The sequence below is a fragment of the Luteibacter sp. dw_328 genome, from assembly GCF_018449605.1.
Taxonomy (GTDB): Bacteria; Pseudomonadota; Gammaproteobacteria; order Xanthomonadales; family Rhodanobacteraceae; genus Luteibacter.
Genome location: NZ_JAAVUW010000009.1, coordinates 16514 through 35174 on the forward strand (window position 1 = coordinate 16514; position 18661 = coordinate 35174).

Sequence of the window (18661 nt, forward strand, 5' to 3'; positions counted from 1 at the left end):
CGGATGTCACTTCCCGCGCTTGAGACGAATCAACGCCGAGATGTCGTCATCACCATAACCCTGGGCCATCAATTCACCGAAGTCGGCGAGCGACTGCTCGATGATGGTGCGATCCGTGCCGGCCTCGGTGGCAATGCCACGAACGATGCCGAGGTCCTTGTGCAGCAACGCCAGCTTGAACCCCACCGAGAACTCGTTGCGCAGCATCGTGGCGCCGCGCTTGTCGAGGAACCAGTTGCCGGCCGCGCCCGCAGCGAGCGTCGGGATCAGGCGATCGGCTTCGAGGCCCAGCGCCTCGCCAAGGGCGAGCCCTTCTGTCACGGCGTGGGCAATGCCTGCGACCAACACCTGGTTGACGGCCTTCGTCGCCTGGCCACTACCGACGGGGCCCATGTGCGTGACACGGGCACCATAGGCTTCGAGCACAGGGCGTGCGCGTTCGAGCACAGCCGCGTCGCCGCCGACCATCACGGAGAGCTTGCCGTTCTTCGCACCTTCCACACCGCCCGATACGGGAGCATCGAGGAAATCCGCACCGACGTCGGCGAGAATTCGCGCCGCCCGCTTGGCTGTCGCCGGAGCCACGGTGGAATGGTCGACGACGATGCTGCCTTTTTTCAGCGAGGGAGCGAGCGCCTGGACCACGCTGATCACGTCCGCGTCCGCACTGACGCACAGGGCAATGACATCGGCCGAGTGGGCGATGCCGGCGAGGTCTGGCGCAGCGACGCCCAGTTCCTTCGCCAGTTCATCCGCGCGAGCCTGGGTGCGGTTGCCGACGGCGACGAGCAGGCCCTTGGTGTGGAGGTGGCCGGCCATGGGCGCGCCCATCGCGCCAAGTCCGATAAACGCTGCCTTGGTGCTCATGCTGTCGTCTCCGCGAGATAGGTATAGCCCGTCAGCCCCTTGTCGAGCGAGGCGTACAGTTCTTCGGCCTGGGCACCCACGATACCGGCGGCCGCGAGGCGGTCCACGTACGACTGGCGCAGCGCCTTGAGGTCATAGCCCACGTAGTCGAGCATCAGGTCTGTCGTGTCACCACGGCGGATGTGGGCGAACTCGTAGCCGCTGGCCGTGGCGCGGACATTGACCGCGTCGGTGTCGCCGAACAGGTTGTGGATGTCGCCAAGGGTCTCCTGGTACGCGCCGACCATGAAGATGCCCAGGCGATAGGACTCGCGCTCGTTCAGTGCGTGCAGCGGCAGGCTCACGTCGACGCCTTCGGCATCCACGTAGTGATCGATGCGTCCGTCCGAATCGCAGGTGAGGTCGGCGATGACGCCGCGTCGCGTCGGCTCTTCATCCAGGCGCGAAATGGGAACGATCGGGAAGATCTGATCGATCGCCCAGATGTCCGGCACGGACTCGAACACGGAGAAGTTGACGAAGTACTTGTCGACCAGCTTCTCGTCGAGGTCATCCAGCGCCTGGCGATGGGCGCGCTCCGCGGGCAGCAGGCGCGGACGCACGGCGTTGGCGATGGCGTAGAACAGTTCGTCGAGGGTGGCGCGATCGCGCAGGTCGAGCTGACCGAGCGCGTACAGCGAAAGACCTTCGGCCAGGTGATGTTGCGCCTCGTGGAACAGCTCGAGCGGCGGACGGGTGTCCAGTTCGGCATGCGTTTCGCGCAGGTGGCGAAGCACGCTGGGCTCACCCGCTCGACCGGCCGGGACGGCGCCCTGCGGCACCGGCTCCACCTCACTCACGTTGACGATCATCACCGCATGATGCGCGGTCATCGCGCGGCCGGACTCGGTGAAGATGATCGGCGCCTTCATGCCGTGCTCGGCGACGGCCTCGGCCAGCGGCTGGACGATGCTGGCCGCGTACTGGCCCAGGCTGTAGTTGATCGAGTTATAGCTGCGCGAGCGGGTGCCTTCGTAATCGACGCCCAGGCCGCCGCCCACATCGACCACGTCGATCGGCACGCCCAGGCGGTGCAGCTCGACGAAATAACGAACGGCCTCGCGCATACCGGCGGCGATGTCACGCACGTTGGAGATCTGCGAGCCCATGTGGAAATGCTGCAGCTTCAGCGTGTGCTTGAGGCCTGCGGCATCCAGACGCTCGATAAGCTCGAGGATCTGGCCCGGGCTGAGGCCGAACTTGCCCTTGTCGCCACCGGTGTTCTGCCACTTGCCGGCACCGATCGAGGCCAGGCGCACGCGGACGCCGAGCAGTGGCTCGACGTCGAGCGCCTTGGCTTCGGCGAAGACGTGGTCGAGCTCGGACAGCTTCTCGATGACGATGTGGACGCGCAAACCGAGCTTGAGACCGATGAGGGCAAGACGGACGTACTCGCGATCCTTGTAGCCATTGCAGACAACCATGCTGCCGGGGCGCGCCTGCGCGAGCACGGCCATCAGTTCGGGCTTGGAGCCGGCTTCGAGACCGAAGCCGTGTTCGCCCGCGGCGACCAGCTCGCTGACCACGCCGCGCTGCTGGTTCACCTTGATCGGGTAGATCGCCGTGTAGGAGCCGGCGTAGTCGACATCGTCGATCGCTTTGGCGAACGCCTGCTGGAGGCGGGCGAGGCGGTCGGCGAGGATGTCCGGAAAACGAATGAGCAGCGGCAGGCGCAGGCCTTCACTCGTGGCTTGATCGACGATGGCCGGCAGGTCGAGGGCCGGGCCCTCCTCGCCACGGGGGCACATGAGCAGGTGGCCGTCATCGGCAACGTCGACGTAGCCATTGCTCCAGTGCGGGATCGCGTAGGTCTGCTTGGCGCGGTCGGTGGTCCAGTTCGCCATGGGCGGAAGATCTCCAGGTGATTGTGTCGTGTCCCCCACTCGGGGGTGCGCGGAACAGTCGCAGCGGCGAACTTTGACCTGAAGCGGGCCTGGCGGCCGGGAGCCTCGCACGCCGCGGGGCCGACCAGACTGGGCCTGCGCGGCGGGGAGGCCGTCGGCAGACCGCGTATTGTACCGGTCCGCCATGACATCCGTGTATCACCTACATCTGCCGAGGGCGAGGCCGTTGGCCGCTTGGTCGCCCGGAGCCGGTACAATCCCCGCTTTCGATCCCCTTCCCGTTTCCAGGAACTCGCGTCATGTCGCAGCAGCAGCTCAGCTGGTTTACCGAAGCCCACCAGGCCTCGGGCTCCTCCATCGGTTTCCGCGTCGAGCGCCTGTTGCACGCCGAGAAGACCGAGTTCCAGACCATCGAGATCTACCAGACCACCGATTGGGGCAACCTGATGGTGATCGACGGTTGCGTGATGCTCACCGGCCGCGACAACTTCCTGTACCACGAGATGATGACCCACCCGGCGCTGTTCACCCACGCCCGCGCCAAGCGCGTCGTGATCATCGGCGGTGGCGACTGCGGCACGCTGCGCGAGGTGCTCAAGCACGAGGAAGTCGAGAAGGCCACCCAGGTGGAGATCGACGAGCGCGTCACCCGCCTGGCTGAGGAATACTTCCCGGAACTGTGCGAAGCCAACGGCGACCCGCGCGCCGAACTACTCTTCATCGACGGCATCAAGTACATGGCCGAGGTGGATCCGGAGTCGATCGACCTGATCATCGTCGACTCGACCGACCCGGTCGGCCCGGCTGAAGGCCTGTTCAACGCTGCCTTCTACGCCAGCTGCTACAAGGCCCTGCGCCACGGCGGCATCCTGGTGCAGCAGTCGGAGTCGCCGATGGCCCATATCGAGCTGATCAAGGCCATGCGTTCGGCCATGCGCACCTCGGGCTTCAAGGCCGTGCGTACCCTGCCCTTCCCGCAGCCGTGCTACCCCACCGGCTGGTGGAGCTGCACCATGGCGCGCAAGGACGGCGACCTGTCGGGCTTCCGCGAGCGCGGCGCGATCAGCAAGAACTTCCCCACGAAGTACTACAACGCAGACATCCACAAGGGTGCACTGGCGCAGCCGGAGTTCATGCGCGAGGCGCTGGGCGACTGATCTTTCGATCGGTCGCACCTGTGACGGAAGGGCGCTGCGGCGCCCTTCTCTTTGACCACATTCCTACGAACAGGAAAGGAATCCCATGCACCACCTTCGTCCCAAACGTGCGCTCCTGCTGACCCTCGTCCTCGTCCTCGCGCCCGGCTTGGCAGCCGCGACCGAGCTACCCGGTGGCCCGGCCTTCCTGAAAGCCGCCGATGACGTGATTGCCGCACAGGGCGAGGCAGGCGTCTCGCCTCCGCCGCCGATCACGGATCCACGGGTGCAAACCCTCCTGGCCAGGGCGGCGAACATCGAAGCCATCTTCGGCAACGTCAAACTGACGGCCGCCGACCTCGGGCCGGTGATGGACCTGTGTGGAAAAACCAACCAGATCACGGTGGGTTACGCACTGGCCAACATCGCCTCGCTAAAGCCGCCGGCGGGGCAGACTGCTGACCCCGAAGCGCTCAAGCCCCGTGTGATCGAACTGCAAAGTCGCAATGTGATTGCCTATCAGGACGCCATCGTTCCGATGGGCGCCTTCAGCGCGCGCTGCATGATGCGGGCATTGCCCTTGCTGACCGAATTCATGAGAACGCTGCCGGCCGAGCAGCGGACGCCGGTTCGCATGGGTGGGTTACGCCAGATGCGCGGCGGCGTCGCCAACATGATGGTCGGCGCCATCACCAGCAGCATCCAGACCGGCATCTCTGCGGCGAACCGGCATCTCGCCGTCAGTGCCGCCGCGGACGTGGCATCCACGTTCGCCGCCATCCTGCCGGTGGCCGACCGGAAGGTGATCCAGCAGACGGCCGTCCGCGTCAGGCCGTCGGCCGCCGCGGCCGACCAACCCTCGCTCGACACCATTGCCCGTGCGTTTGCCGACGAGCGATGCGAGGGCCTCTGCGCCCTCGGTAGCTGAGACCGCTTAGCCCGCTGGCTTGGAAGGTTCCCAGCCGGCGGGTGCCTCCGGTGGCATGCCGTAAGCACGGAGCGAGGCGAGGATCACGCTCATCTCGGTGCCGCCACTGCGCGCCAGCATGAGCAGCTTCTGCGCGGTGGCCTTGTCGCCCTGCGCCTGCAGGTTGAGCTGCGCGAAGCGCTGCATCTCCCAGATCAGGTTGAGGCGCGCGGTCTTCGCGGAGGACTGGTCGGAGGCGTCCGTCGACAGGGTTTCACGCAGGTGCAGACCGAGGGAACGGCCTAGCGGGCTGCTGCCCCATTCGAGCACCTTGGCTAGTTTCAGGCAGTCGCCGACAACCGAGGCATCTTCCTTGTTGTCGTCGCAGTACTTCGCCGTGGCCTGGAAACCGGGCATCGGCTGAGCGCTGGCCAGGCCGAACACCAGCACCATCTGCACGCCCGCGGCACCGGCGCCCTGCAGGGGGTTGAAGGTGTCGGCCGGCGGTGGCAGCTGGGTGACCGAGTTGGCCAGCGCCTTCAGGCTGGCACCGAGGTAGTCATCGTAGACCTTCGCGTTGGCGGCGCGGGTGAGATCGGCCCGCATGTCTGCCTTGGAGGCATTGTTATGCCCATCAACGCCCAGCTTGAGTAGCCATACGGCGGCGTTGTCCGGCGCCTGCTTCTGCAAGGTGGCGAGGGCTTCCGCATTCGGACAGGCGTCCGCCTTGGTCTCGCAATCGGCCAGCCGTGCCCAGGCGACCTGGGGACCGGCGTCTTCGTTGCGCGACGCCCGTTCGAGCAGGGCGTGGTAGGTGAGTACCTCGGGCGGGTTGACCAGCGGGCGTGCCAGCAGGGCGGCACCGAGCAGGGGCTCGGATTCGGTCCGCAGCGCGAGGACGCTGGCGAGGTCTTTCTGGAACTGCAGGAGGGCCTTGGTCTGGTCCTTCTGAGCTACCGGTCCCTTGGCCGGTCCCGTCGCCGCACCGGGCCACGGCGTAGCCGCGAAGGTAGGGAGCGAAAGCAGGCCAGCAAGGGCCAGGGTCACGACGCGGCGTCGCCGCATGGGCCATCTCCGTGAAATAAAACGACAAGAATACGGTTCGACCATGAACGGAAGCTGCGCCGTCAGGCCTTCACCAAGCGAAGACATTGCTACTATCGGTCTGAGCGCGGGGGGATCGGGACAGCTGTCCGCATGACCGCACCAATCAATCCTGCGACAGAACAGGAGTTTACAGTGGATCACTTTGCCCTCTTCACCAGCGCACCGGCTGGTTTCTTCGTCGGCTGGGGCACCCTCACGCTGATCAACGCAGGTCTGGCCCAAGGCAAGAACCGCAGCGGGTTGGCCTGGTGGGCGCTTTCGCTCTTCCTCGGCCCCGTGGCCACCCTCATTCTCGTCGTCCTGCCGAAAGTCCGCGCAAAGATGTTCTGACCCGTTTGCGTGGGTCGACAGGGTGTGTAGGCTAGGAGGCCTCCCAAGGCAGGTGCGCGCGAATGCTTACGACGCTCGTAGCAAGCAGCAAGGGTGGGTGTGGCAAGACAACGCTGGTAACCCAGCTCGCCACCCACTGGGCACAGGCCGGGAAGCAGACGGCCATCATCGACGCCGACCGACAGCAGTCCAGTTTGCGCTGGGTCAGTCGACGCCCTGAGAACGTCCCGGGCGTCACCGCCGTCGAGGGCAGCCGCCGGGCCTTCGACCGGCTACCGGCCGAGATCCAGCGAACCATCGTCGACACCCCTGCAGGCGTCGGCGAGAAAGAGCTGGAGCCTTACCTCGAAAAGGCCGATGTCATCCTCGTGCCGGTCTTGCCTTCGCACTTCGACCTCGACGCGACGCTCGACTTCCTCGCCGTGCTCCAGGCCATCCCGCGGGTCAAGCGCGGCAAGCTGCCGGTCGCCCTGGTCGGCAACCGTCTCAAACCCTGGACCAATGCCAGCCAGGCTGCGGTCGCCGAACTCGGCGAGCGCGCTCCTTTTCCCGTGGTTGCGGAACTTCGCGACTCGCAAGCGTACGTCTTGCTCACGGCGCTCGGTAAGGGCATCTTCGATTACCACTCGGAAAACGTACGCGGACACCAGGACGACTGGGCAAAACTGCTTCGCTGGATAAAGCGCAGCACCTGAGCCGGATGGGGAACGCGTTGGTTGCACCACGCCACGTCACGTGGCATTGCGGAGAACGGTACCCATGCACGAACTCATCCTGCTGCGTCACGCGGAAGCATCTCCGAACGGCAAGGACGGCAAGGACGATCGCGAGCGAAAACTCACCGAGCACGGCCAGAACGAAGCCCGCGCGGCGGGCGAATGGCTCGCAAGCCACGGCATCCACTACGATCGCGTGCTCTGCTCCCCTTCCGAACGCACGAAAGAAACCGCGGCGCTGGCCCTCGGCCAGATCAAGCCCACCTACGACGACAAGATCTACGACGCCACCGTCGGCGATCTGTACGACCTCCTCGACAAGCAATCGGATGTCGAGCGCGTGGTCCTCGTCGGTCACAATCCTGGCATCGAACAACTGGTAGCCTTCCTTGTCGAAGGGCGCTCCGAGGATTACCGCGGCATGCCGCCCGGTGGCATGGCCCGGCTCGTCTTCGATGGTCCGCTGGAACCCGGCAAAGCCAAGCTTGAGACGTTCTGGTCTCCACCAAACTGAGTAGCTTTATGCGTCACCTGTTTGCGGCGATCGCTCTTCTCCTGTCGGCGGCGCCTCTGGCCGCCGCCGACCTGCGAATCGATCCCGTGCGTTCACGCGCAGAGTTCAGCGTTCGCCTGCTCTGGGTGAGCAACATCTCGGGCGCTTTCGAAGGTATTCGTGGTGACGTTTCGATCGATCACGCCGCACAGACCGCCGTGGTCCGCGCCGACATCGATACCGAAAGTATCCGTATGGAATCGGCCCGACTCCGGCGCTGGGTACTCGCGCCGGAGTTCTTCGACTCCGTCCACTACCCCACTATCCATTTTGAATCCCTGCCGACGCCCCTCCTCATCCTTACCCGGGGCGGCGATGTCGTGGGCAAGCTCACCCTGCGCGGGATCACCCAACCGGTGACCTTCCACCTGCAAGGCAACCGCTGTCCGCCAGAATCCCTGGCCGGCTGCGTCCTCCAGCTTCAGGGAACGATCGACCGCACCGACTTCGAGATGCGCGGCCGCCGTGGTGCCCTGTCCGACCGTGTCAACCTGGGCATGGCTATCGTGCTCGAGGCGTCCTGACAACCCCGGCGAGCGCCTCAAGCTCACCTGGCGTTGTCACCGGTCCCCTATCATCTGCGGCATGCGCCGCTTCTTTACGATCCTGCTCCTCACCGCCACGCTCCTTGCCGGCGGCTGCTCGCTGTCGCGCACGCGCATCCGGCAGGCGGACGCGGTCGTCACCCTGACGGTCGACCGTCAGCTCACCTGTGACCAGGCCGACCGTTGCGCGACACCGTCCCCCCTGATCGACGCGGCGAAGGAAGCCAACGCAGCCTCGACCGCCGACAAACCGGTCCATGTGGCAACGCTGCTCGAGGATGGCGAGCAGGCCATGGCCGCCCGGGTCAACCTGATTCGTGCGGCGACGAAGAGCATCGACGTGCAGACCTACATCTGGGAGCAGGACGACGCGGGCAAACTGGTCCTCGACGAACTGATCCAGGCCGCGCGGCGCGGCGTCCATGTGCGCATCCTCGCCGACCAGCTGTTTTCCTTCGGCGATCCGGGATTGCTCGCCACGCTCGCCCGCGCCAGCGACAACCTGGAGGTACGCCTCTACAACCCCACCTTCCACAGCGCCCGGACGCCACCGCTGGAGTTCGCGGCCGGCATTCTCTGCTGCTTCTACAAGTTCAACCAGCGGATGCACAACAAGCTGATCGTGGTCGACGATCTCATCGGCATCACCGGCGGTCGCAACTACGAAGACCGCTACTTCGACTGGGACGGCAGCTTCGACTACATCGACCGCGATGTCATGGTGGGCGGTCCCGCCGCGAAAACCATGGGCGACAGCTTCGAACAGTTCTGGACGCATAAGCGCTCGGTCCGGCTGACCCATCTGCATGACGTGAACCGTGAGCTCATCGCCGACACCGACGACACGCGGCACTGGTTGCCGCCGACCTACGATCATCCCGACCGCGTCGCCCAGATGATCAGCGATGCCGAAGATGCCGGGTGGCTGGAAGACCGGATCATGCGCGCCACGCTGCGGATGAATCGCATCGAGTATCTTTCGGACCTCCCGGGCAAAACCGACGAGCCCAAGCGTCGCGAAGCACGTGAACTTACCCGACACATCATGGGTCTGGTGCGTAACGCGAAGAGCGAGATCATCCTGCAGACGCCCTACCTGGTCATGAGCAAACCGGCGCGGAAGATCTTCAACCGCCTGCACGAGCAGCCGACGCCGCCGCGCATCGTCGTCTCGACGAACTCGTTGGCCTCGACCGATGCGTTCGCTGTGTATGCGCTGTCTTACAAACACCGCAAGCGTTACCTCACCGATTACGGCTTCGAGATTTACGAGCTGAAGCCGCACCCCGAAAACGCCGACATCGACGCGCTCGAGAACCCGTCGACGGCCCCGGCCAAACCACCGTTTGCCGCCACTGGCTCGGGCAGCGGCCATAGCCGACGTGCATCCAGGGAAACGGATGCCGATGGCGGGTTGCAGCCCTCGGAGTCGTCCGGCTTCCTCAGTGCGGGGAGTCATTCGCGACGGGGTGCGCGTCATCGCCCCGCACCGCTGAGCACCGAGGGTATCCGTTTCGGACTCCACGCGAAGTCGATCGTCGTCGACGATACGTTCGCCATGGTCGGCACGCACAATTTCGATCCGCGCTCCGACCACTACAACACCGAATCCGGTGTGATCATCTACGACAAGCGCTTCTCGGACCGCCTGCGCGATTCGATCATGCAGGACACCGAGCCCGGCAACGCCTGGGTCATCGGCCCGCGCGAGAAGAAGATCCCCGTGCTGTCGTCGGTGAACGAGTTCATCGGCGATGTCTCGGAGCGCCTGCCGTTCTTCGATCTGTGGCCATTCCGCTACGCCACCAGCTACGAGCTCAAGCCAGGCTGCATTCCGATGCGCTGGACCGATCCCCGCTTCTTCGAATGCTACGAGCCGGTGGGCGACTTCCCCGAAGTCGACGTCTCGCTGAAGCTCATCTACACCCGCATGATTACCGCGTTCGGCTCATCGGCGGCCGGCATTCTCTAGAAGCGCGTGAGTTCGAAGCGGATGGGCAGGTCGGCGGTGTAACGGGACGGACGATTGTCCGCCGCGGCGAAGCGCCAGCCCCGAACGGCATCGGTCGCTGCGTGATCCAGGTCGAGGTCGCCGCTGCTATGACCGACGCTGACATCGGTGACGTCGCCGTCCTGGGTGACCGTGACATTGAGGATCACCTGGCCTTCGCGTTGCGCGCGTAGCGCTGCCATGGGGTAGCGCGGCGAGGGCATGTAGACGGGCACGAGGGGATCGGGCGTGGCCGCGGCGTCGCTGCGCGAGGCAACCGCGCGTTCGGGAGCCGCGCGTTCGGGAGCCACGTGCGTGCGGGCTCGCGGCGCGGACGCCGACGAGTCCGGCGCGGACGGCCGTGTCCACGCGGGCCTGGACGACAGCTTCGGCATGACGACTTCGGCCAGCGGGCGGGTCGCAGGTGCGCGCTCATAGGTGAGCGCGGTGAGCCAGCTCGTCGCGGCGATGCCGACGACGAGCCCGAGGGCGCTGAACGATGTACTGGTGCGAAGTGCGAGCATGCGGATCTGACGGATGGGGATCAGGGACGTTCGAGAATCGCCGTGACGCCCATGCCGCCCGCGGTACAGATGGAAATCAGGCCGCGGCCCGAACCCTTCTGCTCGAGCATCTTCGCCAGCGTGGCGACGATGCGCGCACCGGTCGCCGCGAAGGGATGACCCGCCGCGAGACTGGAGCCGTTGACGTTGAGTTTCGACGGGTCGATCGATCCCAGCGGGCCATCTAGGCCCAGCCGGTTACGGCAATACTCGTCGGATTCCCATGCACGCAGCGTGCAGAGCACCTGCGCCGCGAAGGCTTCGTGGATCTCGTAGAAGTCGAAATCCTGCAGGGTGAGGCCAGCCTGCTTCAACATGCGCGGCACGGCCACGGTCGGCGCCATCAACAGGCCTTCGCCATGGACGAAGTCGACGGCTGAGATCTGCGCGTGCGTGAGGTAGGCCTGGATCGAGAGGCCACGGTTGGACGCCCATTCGTCGCTGGCCAGAAGCACGGCGGCCGCGCCATCGGACAAGCCGGTGGAGTTTCCCGCGGTCAGCGTGCCCTGGCCGGTGGTCCTGTCGAACGCCGGCTTCAGCGAGGACAGCTTCTCCAGTGTGGAATCCCCACGGAGGAAGCCGTCGCGCTTGAGACCACGGAACGGCACGACGAGGTCGTCGAAAAAGCCGGTTTCGTACGCCGCAGCCAGCTTCTTGTGGCTGGAGAGTGCGAGCTCGTCCTGCTCGAGACGACCGACCTTCCATTCCTTCGCCATCAGCTCGCAGTGGTCGCCCATGGACTTGCCCGTGCGCGGCTCGGCCACGCCGGGGAAGGATGGCTTCAGTTCCTTCAGGGAGAAACCGCGCGTCGCGACGGCGAACTTCTCCTTGAGCGTCTTCGCACGGTTCAGCGCCAGTAGTCGCTTGCGAAATTTCTGGCCGTAGACAATGGGAACGTCGCTGGTGGTGTCCGAGCCGCCGGCGATGCCGGCCTCGATCTGACCGGCGGCGATCTTGTTGGCGATGATGATCGCGTTGTCCAGCGACGTGCCGCAGGCACGCGCCGTGGTGATGCCGGGTGTCGTCGGGGCAAGCCCCGACGAAAGCAGGGCCTCACGGGCCAGGTTCCAGTCCGACGAATGGCGGATGACGGCGCCCATGGCCACCTCACCCAGCTCGGTGCCATGCAGGCCGAACTTCTCGACCAGCGATCCAAGCACCTTGACCGACATCCCGAAATTGCCGACATCGGCATAGGCGGTGTTGTTGCGGCAGAAGGGAATGCGGACGCCGCCGACCACACCCACGCGCTTTTGCGACTTTTCCATGCTCTTAAAAGGACAATCCAGGATCGTAAAGGGGTGCCGCGGCGATAGCCGTTTGCAGGCGAAGGGCTCGCGGACGCCGACGATCGCCGACGAACGCGTATCAGCAAGGCTAACCCGCATCCCCTCCGGGCGAAAGCCCGATATGCGTGGATGATAGAATCGCGTTCCTTTGCCGTTCGGAAAAACCTGCCGTGAACGAGTCGCTGATCGCCTGCCCCGCCCTCCTGGCGCTGGAACTGGCCGAGGGCGAGATGCCCGATCGGCTCGAGCTGACCCGGGACGAAGCGCAGACGCTGGCCGCCCTGGTCGCCGACGACCTCCGCGCGCTGCTGCCTGGGGTCGAGGCCTCGCGCTTCGCCCTGGTTGGTGCCTTGTTCGATGGCGTGGAGCTGCTGCGCCCCGGTTTTCCCGTGTTCGCCACGCTCGAAGAGCTGGCCCGGCGCGTGCCTCGCGTGACCACCGCCGGTGGCGTGGTGGCCTTCGGCCCCCACGAAGGCCACATGCCCGCGCAGCCCCTCGTGCCGGATGCGCGCTATGCGGGTGGCCCCATGCGCCTGGTTCCCTGGATGCTGCTGGCGCCGGTGGAGCTCGCCGAGGAACTCACCGCGAAGATGGAAGTGGAGCTGGTCGGTCGCGGTGAAGCCGGCTCGGCGACGGCGGATTTCCTCATGCGGACCCTCGGCGTGCGCCTCGAGCATGCGCGCTACCTAAGCCGCGACGACCTCCTCGCGCTCACCTGCGTGCAGTACGAGCACGTGAACCTGGCGCCGCTGTGGACCATGCTCGAAGCCGCTCTGCTCACGCCATATAAAGAAGAAACCGCGCTGGGCTCGCGCGGCCTGCCGTTGCGCTACGCCGAAGGTCGCGTCGGCATTCCCGGCATAGCCGGCTGGTTCGCCCGCGCGGGCACCCAGCGGGACAATCCCGCCCACGAGTTCGCCGGCACCATCTTCGAGCTGCGCCAGTATGCTGCCTTGCTCGCCGCCCACCATGTGCCCCTGCACCTGGAGGGGGAGCCGGCGCAGACCGCTGGCTATCTCATCGAAGCCATGGCCGATGCCGATCCCGCCCTGCCGCAGCCCCTGCTTTACGCCCATGAAGCCGCGGGCCTGGGCATGGCCGTGGTGACCGTCGCCCAGCCCTCGCCGGGCAAGGCGCGCATCCTCGCCCATGGCTACCCGCTCGCCCCCGATGCCCTGGGGCCACTGCTGGATGCGCTGGCCGGGCGTTATGACACGGCCACCGAGGTCCACGCGCTCGGCAAAGTGCTGCTGGACGCACAGGGTGCGCTTTCCGCACCGGCGCCCGTGTTGCACTGACGTTTTTAAGAATCCTTCGATATACGCAGCCGCGGGGACGCATTAGAGTTGAGGCATCGTCCCTTCGGCGACCGCATGCGTCATCCAGCGCCACCCACCACCGATGCCCCGACCGACTGGGCGGCCTATCTGCTGGACCGCGCGCCGGCGATGATGGCTTACGTCGACACGTCGCTGCGTTATCGCTTCGCCAGCCCCGCGTATACGGCCTGGATGGGGATCGAGCGAGACGGCCTCATCGGACGCCGGCTCGATGAAGTCATCGCGCCTTCGGTCTACGCCCGCATCGAACCAGGCGTCACTGCCGCCCTTGCCGGCGAACCCGTCATTGCCGATCGCGAAATACGTCGCGACGACGACCAGCGTTACGCCCAAGCCACGTTCACGCCGGATGTCGGTCCCGATGGCAGCATCCGTGGTGTCTCCATCCTCCTGGCCGACATCTCCGGCCGGCACATGCTCGAAGCGCGCCTGAAGGAAAGCGAGCGCCGTTTCTCGCAAGCCTTCCGCCACGCCGCGATCGGCATGGCACTCGTCCTGCCGACCGGACGCTGGCTGCAGGTGAACGATGCACTGTGCACCATGCTCGGCTACTCCGATCAGGAGCTGCTCACCTCCGCCTATCAGGACATCACCCACCCGGCCGACCTGGCGACGGACCTCGCGCTGGTGCAGAAGATCATCGCGGGAGAGCGCGCCTCCTATCATCTGGAAAAGCGCTATATCCGCCGCGACGGGCAGATCGTGCATGCGCTGCTCACCGTTTCCCTCGTACGCGACGAACACGGCGAACCGCTGTACTTCATCTCCCAGGTCATCGACATGACCGAGCGCAAGGCCTTCGAGGACGCGCTGTTCCGCGAGCGCGAGCTGGCCGAGGTCACGCTCAAGTCCATCGGCGATGCCGTGATCACCACGGATCCGTACCTCATCGTCACCTCGCTCAATCCCATCGCCGAAGCGATGACGGGCTGGTCCAGCCATGAGGCCGTGGGTCGACCCATGGACGACATCTTCCAGCTGCGCGACCCGCTCACACGCCGGCCTATTCCCAATCCGCTACTTACCGCGGTGACCAAGAACACCATCATCGGCTTGACCACGGACGCTATCCTCGTGCATCGCAACGGCTTCGACAGCCCGATCGAGGATTCGGCCGCGCCGATTCACGATCACGCCGGCAACGTGGTCGGCGGCGTGGTGGTGTTCCACGACGTGAGCGAAACCCGTGCACTCGCGCTGAAGATGGCGCATCTGGCGCACCACGACACGCTCACCGGCCTGCCCAACCGCGCGCTGCTGCAATCGCGCATGGAATTTGCGGTCACCGTGGCTGCCCGTCGCAACCAGCGTGCTGCCCTGCTCTTTGTCGACATCGACCATTTCAAGCAGATCAACGATTCCATGGGCCACGCAGCGGGCGATGCCCTGCTACAGGAAGTAGCGCGACGTATCCGCGCCGCCGTGCGCCCGGACGACACCGTGAGCCGGCTGGGTGGCGACGAGTTCGTTGCCCTGCTACCTCACGTCGACGGCGCCTCCGATGCGGCCGCTGTCGCCGAGCGCGTACTCGAAGCCTGCAGCGAAGCCGTGGGGGTGGATGCATCGGCGCTCGCGATCAGTTTCAGCATCGGGATCAGCGTGTATCCTGACGACGCCTTCGACGCGGAGTCACTGCTGCGCAACGCCGACACCGCCATGTACGAAGCGAAGATGCAGGGCCGTAACGGCTATCGCTTCTTCAACGCCAGCATGAACGAGCGCAACACCGCGCGTGTCCGCATCGAGGTGGAGCTGCGCAAGGCGCTCGCACGCAACGAACTCAGCCTGCACTACCAGCCCAAGGTGGACGTGAACCTGGGTACGGTGGTCGGTGCCGAAGCGCTGCTGCGTTGGCAAGTGGATGGCGAAGATATCTATACGCCGGAGCAATTCATTCCGGTGGCCGAGGATTGCGGGCTTATCGTGCCGATTGGCGAGTGGGCACTGCGCGAAGCCTGTCGGCAGGCAGAGATCTGGGCGCGCCTGTATCGGCCTCTCTCCGTGTCGGTCAATGTCTCCGCGCTGCAATTCCAGCACACGCGCTTCTTCGAGTCGCTGCGCGGCGTGCTCGATGAGACCGGACTCCATCCCACCCTGCTCGAGCTGGAACTCACCGAACGCACGGTAATGGAAGGTGGCGACCACATTGCCGACCTCCTGCACCGGATCAAGTCACTGGGCGTGTCGCTCAGCCTGGACGACTTCGGCACTGGCTACTGCAGCCTGTCGTACCTGAAGCACTTCCCCGTCGACACCCTGAAGATCGACCGCACCTTCATCCGTGATGTCGCGTGGGACAACGACAGCGCCGCCATCGTCAGCGCCATCATCGCGATGGGCAGCGGCATGAACAAAAAGGTGCTCGCCGAAGGCGTCGAAAGCGTGGAACAGGCTAACTTCCTGAGCTCCGCCGGCTGCCCGCAAATGCAGGGCTTCCTCTTCGGCAAGGCCGTGCCCGCACGCGAGTTCGAAGAACGCATCGCCGCCGTCGACATGGGCGACCCCCGCGTCCCCCAGACCTAGCCAGGTGCCGTGCTCTTCGTAGGAGGCGAATCACGATTCCAGCATCGCCTCGTACATGTAGTAGTGGCAACGTTCCATGCCGAGACCGGCATACGTTGCCTGCGCACGCTCGTTCTCCGTCTCGACGTACAACCGCACACCCACGGCCCCAGCGCCACCCGCCATCGCCTTCACGTGCGCGTAAAGCCCACGGAACACCCCGGCACGCCGTGCCTCGGGCGCCACGTAAACGCTCTGCACCCACCAGAAGTCCCCGCAACGCCAGTCACTCCACTCGTAAGTGACCAGCAGGCAGCCGACCGCCACGCCATCGAGCTCGGCTATCAGATAGAACCCTCGTCGAGGCTCATCGAATACAGCGCGCACACCACGGCCGATGGTCGCCGGATCGAGCGTCTTGTTCTCCGTTTCCCAGGCCATGGCAATGTTCCAGCCAGCGATCGCATCCGCGTCGTCGATGCCTGCGCGGCGAATGTAAAGAGTCATGCCGTTATCCGTTGGAAGGGCGTCGCTTGCGCGATGCGCCAAGTTTACGCGTGAGGGTATTGCGACCGACGCCGAGGGCGGCGGCGGCGTGCTGCCTGTGCCCGTCGTTGGCGATGAGGGCGGCCTGCAGCAGGGTTTTGTCGAGCGCATCGCGGGCACGCGCATGCACGTCCACCTCGCCTTGCGCCAACGCGTCCTGGGCCCAGATGCGCAAGGCATCGGTCCATTCGCTACTGCGTGTTTCGCGTGCGGGTAGCGCACCCAGGTCGCTGGCGAGAATCTCCGCACCCGGTGCAATCACCGCGAGACGGCGGCACAGATTTTCCAGCTCGCGCACGTTGCCCGGGTAGTCGCGTTGCTCGACCAGTTTCATCGCCCCGCGCGAGAAACGTTTCGGTGGCAATTTCAGCTCGGCCGCGGCCTGGGCGAGGAAGTGGCGCGCCAGCACGGGGATGTCGCCGCGACGCTGCCGTAAGGACGGCAGCTCGATACGCACCACATCCAGGCGATGTTTCAGATCCGCGCGAAAGAGGCCGGCGGCCACACGCGCATCCAGATCCTGGTGCGTCGCCGCGATGATGCGCACGTTGCCACGCATCAGCTCGCGACCGCCCACGCGGTAGAACTCGCCGCCGGCCAGGACGCGCAGCAGGCGCGTCTGCAAGGCGATCGGCATGTCGCCGATTTCATCGAGAAACAAGGTGCCGCCTTCGGCCTGCTCGAAGCGCCCGGCGTGGCGCCGCTGGGCACCGGTAAATGCACCCGCCTCGTGACCGAAGAGTTCGCTCTCCAGCAGCTCGGCCGGAATGGCCGCCGTGTTCAACGCGACGTAGGGCTTGCCACTGCGTGCGCTTTCTTCATGCAGCGCACGCGCCACGAGCTCCTTGCCGGTGCCGGTTTCGCCGGTGATCAACACATTGAGATCACTCGCGGCGACGCGGCCGATCAAGCGGAACACTTCGCGCATCGCCGGACTTTCGCCGAGCAGCGAGTGCGCATCGACGCGGCCAGCGGGAACGATCACTTCTTCATGCGCGGCGGCGAGCGTGCGTTCTACGGCCTCCACCGCCATGTCGAGGTCGAAGGGCTTGGCGAGATAATCCGCCGCGCCCGCGCGATATGCCGCCGCCGTCGTGGCGACATCGGTGTAGGCGCTCATGACGATCACGGGGCCGATGTTGCGGCGAGTGAGGTCTTCGAGCAGGCGCAGTCCGTCTTCGCCAGGCATGCGCACGTCAGTGACCAGCAAGCCCGGCCTTCCTTCCGCCAACGCCGCACGTACCGCATCGCCCGCGCTGAACTCGCGCACCGTATGCCCTGCATCGCGCAAGGCCTCGGCGAGCACGAAGCGCACGCCACGGTCGTCGTCGGCAATCCAGATTTCAGTCATGGTGCCGCTCCATCGGAAGGTACAGGGAGAACACCGTTTCGCCGGGGCGACTGGTGAAGCGCAGGTCGCCGCCGTGTTCGAGCGCGATCTCGCGCGACAAGGCGAGGCCGAGGCCGGTGCCATCGGGACGGCCCGAGACCAGCGGCTGGAAAAGCGAATCACGCAGATCGTCGGGTACGCCCGGGCCGTCGTCGATCACGTCGATGCGCAGCGCCGCGCGCACCGTGCGCTCGCCCAGACGGGCACCGTGCTCGACGCGGGTGCGCAGGGTGATCGTCGTCGCGCCGGCTTCGCTGGCATTGCGGGTGAGGTTGAGCAGCACCTGAAGCAGGCGGTCGGTGTCACCCAGGCTGTCCGGAAGGCTGGGGTCGTAGTCGTGGCGAACGCGCAGCGCGTCGGCTTCGGCACCGACCAGACCCTCGAGACGCTCGAGCAGTTCGTGGACATTGACCGGGCCAAGGCGTGCTGCACCACGATGCCGGAGCAGGCCGTCGGCGAGGGCAGCCAGGCGGTCGGCTTCGGCGATCACCATGCTCGCCAGCTGGCGGAGGTCGTTGTCGGCCACCCGGCGTTCGAGCAACTGGGCCGCGCCACGGAGGCCGGCCAGGGGGTTTTTCACTTCATGGGCAAAGCCGCGCAGCGTGGCCGAGAGCGGCGTGCCGGCTGCCGCGTTGAGCTCGGGCGCCAGCGGGTGCACCTCGACCAGCAGCCGACCGTCGTCCAGTGGCTGCATGGTCAGGTCGGCAGTGATCTCGCGCCCCCGCGCCACGCCGAAGGTGGCGCCACGGAGGTTGAAGGGGCGGCGCTCCAGCAGCGTGCGCTCTAGCTGGGAGGCTAGTGAGGGCTCGCGCATCAGCACCGGCAACGGCTGGCCTACCGCCGTCCGGGGACCGACGTCGAGGACCTCGCCCAAGGCGGGGTTGAGCCAGTTCACGCAAAGGTCCGCGCCGATGACGGCGAGGCCGGTGCCGAGCAAGGTTAGGAGGTCAGCCTGATCTGGTGCGTGCATTGCACCAATGTAGGGAGGTTGGTCGGG

Annotated in this window: 17 protein-coding genes; 9 read left to right on the forward strand and 8 right to left on the reverse strand. The window is 65.8% G+C overall.

The features are described 5' to 3' along the window. Positions 1–6 precede the first annotated feature (6 nt). Together HB634_RS20005 and speA are read right to left on the reverse strand one after the other, a co-directional pair. Positions 7–867 carry an NAD(P)-dependent oxidoreductase gene (locus HB634_RS20005; protein ID WP_213949862.1) on the reverse strand — a complete coding sequence of 287 codons (861 nt, stop codon included), beginning with the start codon at positions 865–867 and terminating at the stop codon, positions 7–9. Next, entirely contained in the window at positions 864–2750 is a 1887-nt protein-coding gene (gene speA, locus HB634_RS20010) for an arginine decarboxylase (RefSeq protein WP_213949863.1), read from the reverse strand. The genes HB634_RS20005 and speA overlap by 4 nt, the downstream gene beginning before the upstream one ends. 299 nt (positions 2751–3049) lie before the next feature. Between speA and speE the strand changes: the two genes are divergently transcribed. Both speE and HB634_RS20020 read left to right on the forward strand, forming a co-directional pair. Continuing rightward, positions 3050–3907, forward strand: a complete 858-nt coding sequence (gene speE / locus HB634_RS20015; protein ID WP_213949864.1) for a polyamine aminopropyltransferase — start codon at positions 3050–3052, stop codon at positions 3905–3907. Positions 3908–3992: 85 nt separating this feature from the next. Then, entirely contained in the window at positions 3993–4814 is an 822-nt protein-coding gene (locus HB634_RS20020; protein ID WP_213949865.1) for a hypothetical protein, read from the forward strand. A 6-nt stretch (positions 4815–4820) separates the two neighbouring features. On the opposite strand, the gene HB634_RS20025 is transcribed toward HB634_RS20020, so the two are convergent. Beyond that, the gene (locus HB634_RS20025) at positions 4821–5858 is read right to left on the reverse strand and encodes a hypothetical protein (RefSeq protein ID WP_063573267.1); all 1038 of its coding nucleotides are present in this window, start codon (positions 5856–5858) and stop codon (positions 4821–4823) included. Positions 5859–6032: 174 nt separating this feature from the next. On the opposite strand from HB634_RS20025, the gene HB634_RS20030 reads away from it, so the two are divergent. The 5 genes from HB634_RS20030 to HB634_RS20050 all read left to right on the forward strand — a co-directional run bounded on the left by HB634_RS20030 (position 6033) and on the right by HB634_RS20050 (position 10016). Further along, positions 6033–6230 carry a hypothetical protein gene (locus HB634_RS20030; RefSeq protein WP_063573266.1) on the forward strand — a complete coding sequence of 66 codons (198 nt, stop codon included), beginning with the start codon at positions 6033–6035 and terminating at the stop codon, positions 6228–6230. Between the two features lie 62 nt (positions 6231–6292). Then, positions 6293–6925, forward strand: a complete 633-nt coding sequence (locus HB634_RS20035) for a ParA family protein (protein WP_213949866.1) — start codon at positions 6293–6295, stop codon at positions 6923–6925. A gap of 64 nt (positions 6926–6989) precedes the next feature. Next, on the forward strand, positions 6990–7460 hold the full coding sequence (locus tag HB634_RS20040; RefSeq protein ID WP_063573264.1) for a histidine phosphatase family protein: 471 nt from the start codon (positions 6990–6992) through the stop codon (positions 7458–7460). Between the two features lie 8 nt (positions 7461–7468). Beyond that, positions 7469–8023, forward strand: a complete 555-nt coding sequence (locus HB634_RS20045) for a YceI family protein (protein ID WP_213949867.1) — start codon at positions 7469–7471, stop codon at positions 8021–8023. A 61-nt stretch (positions 8024–8084) separates the two neighbouring features. Next, entirely contained in the window at positions 8085–10016 is a 1932-nt protein-coding gene (locus HB634_RS20050) for a phospholipase D family protein (protein ID WP_213949868.1), read from the forward strand. Here the strand turns inward: HB634_RS20050 and HB634_RS20055 are convergent. Further along, positions 10013–10558 carry an energy transducer TonB gene (locus HB634_RS20055; protein ID WP_213949869.1) on the reverse strand — a complete coding sequence of 182 codons (546 nt, stop codon included), beginning with the start codon at positions 10556–10558 and terminating at the stop codon, positions 10013–10015. The two genes, HB634_RS20050 and HB634_RS20055, sit on opposite strands and share 4 nt — an antisense overlap. Before the next feature lie 20 nt (positions 10559–10578). Beyond that, on the reverse strand, positions 10579–11865 hold the full coding sequence (locus HB634_RS20060) for an acetyl-CoA C-acetyltransferase (protein WP_063573310.1): 1287 nt from the start codon (positions 11863–11865) through the stop codon (positions 10579–10581). A 191-nt stretch (positions 11866–12056) separates the two neighbouring features. Here HB634_RS20060 and HB634_RS20065 point away from each other — a divergent pair, with 191 nt between their 5' ends. Further along, positions 12057–13184: a hypothetical protein gene (locus HB634_RS20065; protein ID WP_213949870.1), complete on the forward strand. Its 1128-nt coding sequence runs from the start codon at positions 12057–12059 to the stop codon at positions 13182–13184. Between the two features lie 75 nt (positions 13185–13259). Beyond that, complete coding sequence (locus HB634_RS20070; RefSeq protein WP_213949871.1) at positions 13260–15749, forward strand: GGDEF and EAL domain-containing protein; 2490 nt, start codon at positions 13260–13262, stop codon at positions 15747–15749. Between the two features lie 30 nt (positions 15750–15779). Here HB634_RS20070 and HB634_RS20075 read toward each other — a convergent pair whose 3' ends face one another. The 3 genes from HB634_RS20075 to HB634_RS20085 are packed head-to-tail and all read right to left on the reverse strand — an operon-like array spanning position 15780 to position 18634. Further along, complete coding sequence (locus tag HB634_RS20075) at positions 15780–16235, reverse strand: GNAT family N-acetyltransferase (protein ID WP_213949872.1); 456 nt, start codon at positions 16233–16235, stop codon at positions 15780–15782. A 4-nt stretch (positions 16236–16239) separates the two neighbouring features. Further along, positions 16240–17625: a nitrogen regulation protein NR(I) gene (ntrC, locus tag HB634_RS20080; RefSeq protein ID WP_213949873.1), complete on the reverse strand. Its 1386-nt coding sequence runs from the start codon at positions 17623–17625 to the stop codon at positions 16240–16242. Next, on the reverse strand, positions 17618–18634 hold the full coding sequence (locus HB634_RS20085) for an ATP-binding protein (protein ID WP_213949874.1): 1017 nt from the start codon (positions 18632–18634) through the stop codon (positions 17618–17620). The genes ntrC and HB634_RS20085 overlap by 8 nt, the downstream gene beginning before the upstream one ends. Positions 18635–18661 lie beyond the last annotated feature (27 nt).

What these genes read in the sequence shown, in the direction of transcription:
- HB634_RS20005 (WP_213949862.1), bottom strand. Translation starts at nt 867, where the DNA reads ATGAGCACCAAGGCAGCGTTTATCGGACTTGGCGCGATGGGCGCGCCC.
- speA (WP_213949863.1), bottom strand. Translation starts at nt 2,750, where the DNA reads ATGGCGAACTGGACCACCGACCGCGCCAAGCAGACCTACGCGATCCCG.
- speE (WP_213949864.1), top strand. Translation starts at nt 3,050, where the DNA reads ATGTCGCAGCAGCAGCTCAGCTGGTTTACCGAAGCCCACCAGGCCTCG.
- HB634_RS20020 (WP_213949865.1), top strand. Translation starts at nt 3,993, where the DNA reads ATGCACCACCTTCGTCCCAAACGTGCGCTCCTGCTGACCCTCGTCCTC.
- HB634_RS20025 (WP_063573267.1), bottom strand. Translation starts at nt 5,858, where the DNA reads ATGCGGCGACGCCGCGTCGTGACCCTGGCCCTTGCTGGCCTGCTTTCG.
- HB634_RS20035 (WP_213949866.1), top strand. Translation starts at nt 6,293, where the DNA reads ATGCTTACGACGCTCGTAGCAAGCAGCAAGGGTGGGTGTGGCAAGACA.
- HB634_RS20040 (WP_063573264.1), top strand. Translation starts at nt 6,990, where the DNA reads ATGCACGAACTCATCCTGCTGCGTCACGCGGAAGCATCTCCGAACGGC.
- HB634_RS20045 (WP_213949867.1), top strand. Translation starts at nt 7,469, where the DNA reads ATGCGTCACCTGTTTGCGGCGATCGCTCTTCTCCTGTCGGCGGCGCCT.
- HB634_RS20050 (WP_213949868.1), top strand. Translation starts at nt 8,085, where the DNA reads ATGCGCCGCTTCTTTACGATCCTGCTCCTCACCGCCACGCTCCTTGCC.
- HB634_RS20055 (WP_213949869.1), bottom strand. Translation starts at nt 10,558, where the DNA reads ATGCTCGCACTTCGCACCAGTACATCGTTCAGCGCCCTCGGGCTCGTC.
- HB634_RS20060 (WP_063573310.1), bottom strand. Translation starts at nt 11,865, where the DNA reads ATGGAAAAGTCGCAAAAGCGCGTGGGTGTGGTCGGCGGCGTCCGCATT.
- HB634_RS20070 (WP_213949871.1), top strand. Translation starts at nt 13,260, where the DNA reads ATGCGTCATCCAGCGCCACCCACCACCGATGCCCCGACCGACTGGGCG.
- HB634_RS20075 (WP_213949872.1), bottom strand. Translation starts at nt 16,235, where the DNA reads ATGACTCTTTACATTCGCCGCGCAGGCATCGACGACGCGGATGCGATC.
- ntrC (WP_213949873.1), bottom strand. Translation starts at nt 17,625, where the DNA reads ATGACTGAAATCTGGATTGCCGACGACGACCGTGGCGTGCGCTTCGTG.
- HB634_RS20085 (WP_213949874.1), bottom strand. Translation starts at nt 18,634, where the DNA reads ATGCACGCACCAGATCAGGCTGACCTCCTAACCTTGCTCGGCACCGGC.